Annotated in this window: 9 protein-coding genes; 5 read left to right on the top strand and 4 right to left on the bottom strand. The window is 63.4% G+C overall.

What is annotated here, in order from left to right:
* The 3 genes from Q0S16_RS23775 to Q0S16_RS23765 all read left to right on the top strand — a co-directional run.
* Positions 1–567 (top strand): metallopeptidase TldD-related protein (locus tag Q0S16_RS23775; RefSeq protein ID WP_295854123.1); only part of this gene is annotated, 567 nt, incomplete at its 5' end.
* The gene (gene lepB / locus Q0S16_RS23770) at positions 564–1,340 is read left to right on the top strand and encodes a signal peptidase I (RefSeq protein ID WP_295854120.1); all 777 of its coding nucleotides are present in this window, start codon (positions 564–566) and stop codon (positions 1,338–1,340) included. The genes Q0S16_RS23775 and lepB, both read left to right, overlap by 4 nt.
* Positions 1,341–1,476: 136 nt before the next feature.
* The gene (locus tag Q0S16_RS23765; protein ID WP_295854117.1) at positions 1,477–2,049 is read left to right on the top strand and encodes a nucleotidyltransferase family protein; all 573 of its coding nucleotides are present in this window, start codon (positions 1,477–1,479) and stop codon (positions 2,047–2,049) included.
* A gap of 9 nt (positions 2,050–2,058) precedes the next feature.
* On the opposite strand, the gene Q0S16_RS23760 is transcribed toward Q0S16_RS23765, so the two are convergent.
* The 3 genes from Q0S16_RS23760 to Q0S16_RS23750 all read right to left on the bottom strand — a co-directional run bounded on the left by Q0S16_RS23760 (position 2,059) and on the right by Q0S16_RS23750 (position 4,681).
* Positions 2,059–2,619, bottom strand: a complete 561-nt coding sequence (locus Q0S16_RS23760) for a PAN domain-containing protein (RefSeq protein WP_295854114.1) — start codon at positions 2,617–2,619, stop codon at positions 2,059–2,061.
* Between the two features lie 109 nt (positions 2,620–2,728).
* Positions 2,729–4,099, bottom strand: coding sequence for a glutamate--cysteine ligase (locus Q0S16_RS23755; RefSeq protein ID WP_295854111.1), 1,371 nt, complete (start codon positions 4,097–4,099; stop codon positions 2,729–2,731).
* A gap of 96 nt (positions 4,100–4,195) precedes the next feature.
* Entirely contained in the window at positions 4,196–4,681 is a 486-nt protein-coding gene (locus Q0S16_RS23750; RefSeq protein ID WP_295854108.1) for a MarR family transcriptional regulator, read from the bottom strand.
* 139 nt (positions 4,682–4,820) lie between these two features.
* Between Q0S16_RS23750 and gstA the strand changes: the two genes are divergently transcribed.
* Both gstA and Q0S16_RS23740 read left to right on the top strand, forming a co-directional pair.
* Complete coding sequence (gstA, locus tag Q0S16_RS23745) at positions 4,821–5,435, top strand: glutathione transferase GstA (protein WP_295854105.1); 615 nt, start codon at positions 4,821–4,823, stop codon at positions 5,433–5,435.
* Positions 5,436–5,680: 245 nt separating this feature from the next.
* Positions 5,681–6,667, top strand: coding sequence for a class I SAM-dependent methyltransferase (locus tag Q0S16_RS23740; RefSeq protein ID WP_295854095.1), 987 nt, complete (start codon positions 5,681–5,683; stop codon positions 6,665–6,667).
* 245 nt (positions 6,668–6,912) lie between these two features.
* Here Q0S16_RS23740 and Q0S16_RS23735 read toward each other — a convergent pair.
* A partial coding sequence (locus Q0S16_RS23735) for a 3-hydroxyacyl-CoA dehydrogenase family protein (RefSeq protein WP_295854090.1) occupies positions 6,913–7,747 on the bottom strand: 835 nt, incomplete at its 5' end.

Below are 7,747 nucleotides of genomic sequence, written 5' to 3'. Positions count from 1 at the left end.
ACCGTGGTCGATGACGGCACCCTCTCGTCACGGCGCGGCTCGCTGTCGATCGACGACGAGGGCACGCCGACCAACCGCACCACCCTGATCGAGGACGGCATCCTGGTCGGCTACATGCAGGACCGCCAGAACGCCCGGCTGATGGGCATGAAGCCGACCGGTAACGGCCGGCGCCAGGGCTATGCCCATGTGCCGATGCCGCGCATGACCAACACCTACATGCTGGCCGGCCAGCGCGATCCGGCCGAGATCCTCGCTTCGGTGAAGAACGGCATCTATGCGGTGAACTTCGGCGGCGGCCAGGTCGACATAACGTCGGGCAAATACGTATTCCAGTGCACCGAGGCCTACAAGATCGAGAATGGCAAGATCGGCGCGCCGCTGAAGGGCGCGATGTTGATCGGGAACGGGCCGACCGACCTGCACCGCATCAGCATGATCGGCAACGATCTGGCGCTCGATGACGGCATCGGGACCTGCGGCAAGCACGGCCAGGGCGTGCCGGTCGGCGTCGGCCAGCCGACGCTGCGGATGGACCAGATCACGGTAGGAGGAACCGGCTCGTGAGCGGCCTCACCACCTCATCTTCGCTATCCTCGACGGCCAAGCGCTGGTCTGGCCAGTTGGCCCAGATCGCAGCGATCGTCGGCATCGTGTTCGTCGCCAAGGGCGCGCTGGCGGAGCCGTTCTACGTGCCGTCCGCCTCGATGGAGCCGACGCTGCTGATCGGCGACGCGCTGCTGGCGTCAAAATTCCCCTATGGCTATTCGACGGCGTCACTGCCGATCCATGTCTCGTTCCCCGAGACCGGCCGCGTTCTGGCGGCAACGCCGAAGCGCGGCGACGTGGTGGTGTTTCGCTGGCCCGGCGACCGCTCGCAGGTCTGGGTCAAGCGCGTGATCGGACTGCCCGGCGATCGCATCGAACTGCGCCATGGCCAGGTCTGGATCAATGGCACGGCCACCGCCGTGAAGCCCGACGGCCTCGGCGAGGCCGAAGATGACGGCGGCGGCTCGGAGACGGCGCGGCGCTATGTCGAGACCCTGCCCGACGGCGTCTCGCATCCGATCTTCAAACTCTACGACAATGGCCGGCTCGACAACACCGAGGAAGTGGTGGTCACCGCCGAACATTTATTCGTGATGGGCGACAATCGCGACAATTCCGCCGATAGCCGCGTCCCGGTGCGATCAGGCGGCGTCGGCCTGCTGCCGATGGACAATCTGATCGGCCGCGTCGACGCCATCGTCGGCTCCTGGGATCTGGGCATCCGTGGCCAGCCGATCAGCACGTGGTTGTCGGGATTCCGCATGGCGCGGTTCTTTACCAGCGTGCACTGAGCGGAAACACCGACCTCTCTGCCGTCATTGCGAGCGAAGTGAAGCAATTCAGAAGGCTACAAGGCAAGACTGGATTGCTTCGCCGCAAGGGCTCCTCGCCAAGGGCTACTGGCAATGACGACGGAACCAGGGTGCCATGACCGCTGACGACTTCTGCGACGCGGCACTCCGCAATCGCGTTCATCAAGCGCTGCTGGACGAGCCGATCATGCGTTCACTGCCCGACGCCTGGATCGTTGCCGGCTCGCTCGCGCAAACCGTGTGGAATATGCAGACCGGTCGCCCGATCGACTACGGCATCAACGACTACGACGTGTTCTATTTCGATGACGACGTGTCCTGGCAGGCCGAGGACCGCGTCATCACGGATTTTCGCGAGGTATCCGACCGCCTCGGCGTGCCCATCGAGGCGCGCAACCAGGCCCGCGTGCATCTGTGGTATCCGCCAAAACACGGCTTGCCCTATCCGGCTTTGCAGAAATCGACCGACGGCATCGACCGGTTTCTCACGCCCTGCACGCAACTCGGCATTCAACGCAGGTCCGCCGGCGACCACGTCTACGCGCCCGCTGGCCTCGATGACCTCGCTGCGATGATCGTGCGGCCGAACCTGACGCCTAATTTTTCCGCCGACGCCTACCGGATCAAGACCGCGCGCTGGCAGGCGCTGTGGCCGGAATTGACCGTGTGCCCCGCCCAGCCGGCATAGCAAAGGACCCTACCGCACCACGCCCGAGATGAACCCAGGCTTGCGCCGCGGCGGCTTGATATCGTTTTTCAGGAAGCAGCGCGCGCCTTTGCCGACGTAACCAGGCCTGGCAAAGGTCCAGGCGCGGCATTTGTTGTCGCCTTGGCAGGCGTCGCGGCAGGCGTCGCCGCGCTCGGCGTTGTCGTCATTCTTCAGCTCGAAACTGCGGTAATCACCGCCGAAGCGGTCGATCGAGGTCTCCACCGGCCCCGAGCGCGGTTCGATAACGCCGGCGCCGCGGACGCCGGAGACGCAGCAATAGCTCTCGACCCGCGGCGTCACCTTGTCTTTCAGCCAGCACACCGCGTTTTCGGCATTGTCGCTGGGATAGTTGAAGCTCCACGCCCGGCAGCGCCGGTCGCGTTCACAGACCAGCGCGCACTCGGCCGGATCGCCGGATTGCGACACCGATCGCGAATAGTCGGCGCCGGGGCGATCAAAATTGGTCTGGGCCTGCGCCAGCGTTGCGGCGAATATCACCAGCACGGCGAACACTGCCCAACACGCGCTGAACAGGCGGCTCATCGACATGCGGAACGACTTTCAGCGGGGGCTGCACGGCGCAGCGCGAAAGACCATTGGAGCGCGCATCACCTGTACCGCCGATGAACAAGCTTTCAGATTCAGCTAACCGTCGGATCTAGAAGCAATATTCCGTGTAGGCCGGGGTCACCGAACCGTTCCAGGCGCCATGGAATTTGGCCAGCATCTCCTCGGCAGGGCTGAGGCCGGAATCGATGATGCGGTCGAGCGCGTGCAGATGGCGGGTTTCGTCGCGGCCGTTCGAGTCGAGCCGGGCGCGGCGGCCGAGACCGCCATGGGCGAGCGTGACGCATTCCCTGGCGATCTCGAACAGAGTGCGGTCCTTGATCCGGGCCTTGAAACCCAGTTTCGGCATGTCGTCGCGCAGCGCCTGGCGCTCCTCGGCGGTCCAGCGCCGGACGATTTCCCAGGCGGCGTCCAGCGCCAAATCATCATAAAGCAGCCCGACCCAGAATGCCGACAGCGCCGGCAGCAGGTCCAACGGCACGCCGTCGGCGCCGCGCATTTCCAGATAGCGCTTCAGCCGCACTTCCGGGAAGATCGTCGACAGATGGTTGGCCCAGTCCGACAAAGTCGGCTTTTCTCCGGGGAACATCTTGTTCTTGCCGTCAAAGAAATCGCGGAACGAGGAGCCCGCCACGTCGATGTAGTTGTCGCCGCGCTTCACGAAATACATCGGCACGTCGAGCGCGTAATCGACCCAGCGTTCGAACCCCATGCCGTCTTCGAACGCCCATGGAATCATGCCGGAGCGGGCATTGTCGGTATCGCGCCAGACCTCGGAGCGGAACGACAGGTAGCCGTTCGGCTTGCCTTCGGTGAACGGCGAATTGGCGAACAGAGCGGCGGCGATCGGCTGCAGCGCCACCGAGACGCGCAGCTTCTTGACCATGTCGGCCTCGGACGAGAAGTCGAGATTGGTCTGCACCGTGCAGGTCCGGTACATCATGTCGAGGCCGTACTGGCCGACCTTCGGCATGTAGTTGGTCATGATCTTGTAACGGCCCTTGGGCATCACCGGGATCTGCTCACGCGTCCAGGACGGCGTCAGGCCGAGGCCAAGAAAGCCGATGCCAAGCGGCGTCGCTACTTCGCGCACCTGCGCCAGATGCGCCACCAGCTCCGACTGGGTCTGGTGCACGGTCTCGACCGGCGCACCGGACAGTTCGAACTGGCCGCCGGGTTCCAGCGAGATCGCGCCGCCACCGGTGACGTCGTACAGGCCGATGATATTGCCGGCTTCCATGATCGGCTCCCAGCCGAGCAGGTGCTTCATGCCATCGAGCACCGCGCCGATGCCGCGCGGCCCCTCATAGGGAACCGGATGGTGCCCCTGCAGGGTGAACGGCGTCTTCTCGTGCTCGGTGCCGATGCGGAATTCCGAAGGCGGCTTCACGCCCTCCGCCAGCCACGTCACGAGTTCGTCGCGCGACTGCAGCGGCGTCATATCGATCTGGTCACGCGCCATGGAATTTCCGGATGAAAGGCGCCGCGGTGAAACGCGCGCAGTGTCGGGGATGCCGGCAACCCGAACGGGCCGTCGGCGCAGGAACTTGCAATAAAGTCATCGTGTCGGCGCGGCTTCTCTGGCCGACACCGCCGTCTCATGACATGCGCAACCAAGCCGGTCGAGCAGGCCGCATAGTTTTGCTGCGTCTGCGTCGGAGAGCTTGGAGCCGACATGTTTCTCGATCGCCGTGGAATAGGCGCAACCCATCTTCTTGTGCAACTCGCGTCCCGCCGCGGTAATCTCCACGAACAGGCCGCGCTTGTCGTTCTTGCATTCGCGCCGCGCCGCCAGCCCCTCATCGACCAGCCGGTCGATCAGCCGCGAGGTCGAATATTGCGGTATCAGCATCTGCTTCTCGAGCTCAACAGGGCGCATTTCGCCGGTCGGCGCGCGTGACAATTCCATCAGGGCGTCGAACCAGGCCAGCGGGGGGAAACCAGCCCGCTTGAGGTCCTGTTCGACAGCGTCCAGCACCCGGCTCTGGATTCGCATCAAGCGAATCCAGGCGGCGGTCGCCTCAAGGGATGGTTTGCGCTTCATCGACGGGTCCATATGGTCGCAGCACCCTAGCCATTTGATGCAGCTGCATCAATCTTGACGAGTGGATGCAGCTGCATTTAGTCATGGCTGTGGTTAAACCAATGATCTCCAAAAACAATCTTCCCAGGGAGGAATCTCGATGAAACTGTATTATTCGCCCGGTGCCTGCTCGATGTCGCCGCATATCGCGTTGCTCGAAGCCGGCCTGCCCTTTGATCTGGTGAAGGTCGATTTGAAGGCCAAGAAACTGGAAAACGGCGACGATTACCTCGCCATCAACCCCAAGGGGCAGGTGCCCGCGCTCGGTCTCGACAGCGGCGAACTGATCACCGAGGGGCCAGTGATCGTGCAATATATCGCCGACCAGGCCGCCGCCGCGAAGCTGGCCCCTGCGAACGGTACCGCCGAGCGCCGCCAACTTCAGGAATGGCTCGGCTTCATCAACGGCGAGTTGCACAAGAACTTTTCGCCGCTGTTCCAGCCGGTTTTCGACGACACCGTGAAGGGTTTCTTCCGCACCCGCCTGACCTCCAAGTTCAAATTCGTCGACGGCGCGCTGGCTGGCCACGATTACCTGCTCGGCAAGGATTTCACCGTTGCGGACGGCTATCTGTTCGTGATGCTGAAATGGGCCGACCGAATGAACCTCGACCTCGCCGAATTCAGCAACCTGACCACCTACAAGGCACGCGTCGCGGCCCGCCCGAAGGTGCAGGAAGCGCTGGTCAGCGAAGGCCTGATGAAGGCGGCGTGATTCCTTCAAAGTAAATGTCGAAAGGGCCGGATCAATCATCCGGCCCTTTCGTTTTTCAACACAGGCCATCCGGCTATCGCAAGCCCGGCGGGCGCCACGGATGTGACTCGTCACACAAATGACCGCGCATCGCCACGCGAGTCGTCAAACGGCCATCAACGCGGCCACGCTGTAACCGCGAACCGACGGCAACGCCGCGATGGCGTCTTCTTCTTTGCATTTTGCGAAAGGCGCTGGTGGATCGCATGAACAAGCCAATATTGACCGGTCCGGCACAGGACAGCTTGCGCCTGAGCGATATCACCTGCTGCCCCCGCTGCCGGTCGACCATCGCCGGTCAGGGAGCGCAGACGCGCTGCTCCAACGCCGCCTGCGCCTATGCTGCCGACGGGTTTCCCACGGTGGATGGGCAGCAGGTGCTGATCGATTTCGAGTCCAGCATCTTCGACCGCGAAACCTATCACGACAACAGTGGCTCGGTGCTGGATCGCGATGTGCTGAATCACTCGATCGGCTCCCGCCTGCATCGCTTCACGTTTGGCGAGAATCCAGTCGCCGGCGAAAATTGCAGGACCTTTGTCACGCTGGCAAAGCAGCGGTCTCCCAGGCCGCGAATCCTGGTGGTCGGTGGCGCCAAGATCGGCTCCGGCGCGGAGCATCTCTACGACGACCCCACGCTCGATGTGGTCGGCACGGACGTGTTTTCATCGCCCCACACCAGGCTGGTCGCTGACGCCCATAAGCTACCCTTCGTGGATCAGTCCTTCGACGGCGTCTGGATCCAGGCCGTACTTGAACATGTGCTTGAGCCCATCGACGTGGTCTCGGAAATCCACCGGGTGCTGCGGGACGACGGGCTGGTCTACGCCGAGACCCCGTTCATGCAGCAGGTGCATGAGCGGGCTTACGATTTCACGCGATTTACCCAGAGCGGGCATCGCTGGCTGTTCAGGTCGTTCACGGAAATCAGCGCCGGGCCCGTCACTGGCGGCGGCGTCGCGCTGCTATGGTCGATCCGCTATCTGTTCCGGGCGTTCGGTGTCGGCGACGGCGTTTCGCGCCTGGCCGCCCTGCCCTTCTTCTGGCTGAGATTTCTGGACGGCTTCGGCCGCGGCCGGGCCAGGGCCGACGCCGCCAGCGGCCTGTTCTTCATGGGACGACGCTCCGACCACGCCCTGGCGCCGAGCTCGATGCCGCAATACTACAAGAACCAGCAGCTTGCCGCCGGTTGAATGATCAAGCGGCCGGGTCGGTGATCCCGCACTCTGGTTGCTACAGGCTTTGAGCAAGGCGCAGATAGCATTTGAAGCAAAGGTTGCTGTCGTCGCCTCTCCGCTTGCGGGAAAGGTGGATCGAACACGCAAAGCCGCGCGAGACGGGTGAGGGGCGGTAGCGACGGGGCGCGTGGCTCCACTTCTCCCGCCTTCGCTTCGCTCAGGCCCCCTCCCCCACGAGGGGGAGGGTGAAAAACAGCAGCCTACGCCGCCGCGAGCTTCTTCGGCGGAAAGCGGCCGTAGAAGGTCTCGCCCTTGGCCGCCATGTCTTCCAGCAGTTTGGGCGGCGTGAAGCGCGAGCCGTATTTGGCCTCTAGCTTGTGGCAGAGTTCGACAAACTGCTTCGTCCCCATGAAGTCGATGTAGCTCAGCGTACCGCCGGTGAAGGGGGCAAAGCCGAAGCCGAGGATCGAGCCGACATCGGCCTCGCGCGGATCGGTGATGACGTGATCCTCGACGGTGCGCGCGGCTTCCACCGCCTGCACCACGAGGAAGCGCTGCTTCAGCTCCTCGACATCGAGCGTGTCGGGATCGACCGGCTTTGGCACCAGTTCGCCAAGCCCGTGCCACAGGCTCTTCTGGCCCTTGCCCTTGGCCGGATATTCGTAAAAGCCCTTGCCGTTCTTGCGGCCCATGCGGCCATTTTTGGTGTAGAGCGCGTCGAGGATGCGCTCCTCGCTGGGATTGACGGCGGACGGGCCGAGGTCCTTCTTCGCCGCCTGCAATATTTTCCAGCCGAGATCGACGCCGACCTCGTCATTGAGCGACAGCGGGCCGACGGGCATGCCGGCCATGCGCGCGGTGTTCTCGATCATCGCGGGGGGCACGCCCTCGTCGAGCATGATATGGCCCTCGCGGATGTAATTCAGCACGCAGCGGTTGGCGTAAAAGCCGCGGGTGTCATTGACGACGATCGGCGTCTTTTTAATCGCGCGCACATAATCCAGCGCCATGGCGAGGGCCTTATCGCCGGTCTTTTTGCCCATGATGACCTCAACGAGCAGCATGCGCTCCACCGGCGAGAAAAAGTGAATGCCG

The sequence above is a fragment of the Tardiphaga sp. genome, from assembly GCF_025356345.1.
GTDB lineage: Bacteria > Pseudomonadota > Alphaproteobacteria > Rhizobiales > Xanthobacteraceae > Tardiphaga.
The sequence above is the reverse complement of the archived record's forward strand: the minus strand, read 5'-3'. Positions and strand labels throughout refer to the sequence as shown.